This is a genomic window from Massilia sp. CCM 8734 (genome assembly GCF_011682155.1).
Lineage (GTDB): Bacteria > Pseudomonadota > Gammaproteobacteria > Burkholderiales > Burkholderiaceae_D > Telluria_A > Telluria_A rubra.
Genome location: NZ_WHJI01000351.1, coordinates 1 through 269 on the forward strand (window position 1 = coordinate 1; position 269 = coordinate 269).

Genomic DNA, 269 nt, shown 5'->3' on the forward strand with positions numbered 1-269 from the left:
CTCTTATCGACTGTTGAATTTAGAAGAAACAGTAGCAGTGTCCAAGTCGGGGCTGTAGCTCAGCTGGTTAGAGCACCGTGTTGATAACGCGGGGGTCGTTGGTTCGAGTCCAACCAGCCCTACCAGTATGTCTCAGATATACCTTGGGGGATTAGCTCAGCTGGGAGAGCACCTGCTTTGCAAGCAGGGGGTCGTCGGTTCGATCCCGTCATCCTCCACCACTCTACTAATCTTGAAAGTGCAAACGTAAGCAACACCACATGGTGAGA

At 51.7% G+C, this 269-nt stretch carries 2 tRNA genes; both read left to right on the plus strand.

Annotated elements, in window-relative coordinates:
* Positions 1-48: 48 nt before the first annotated feature.
* Positions 49-125, plus strand: a tRNA-Ile gene (locus tag F2P46_RS36855).
* 20 nt (positions 126-145) lie between these two features.
* Positions 146-221 (plus strand) — tRNA-Ala (locus F2P46_RS36860).
* Positions 222-269 lie beyond the last annotated feature (48 nt).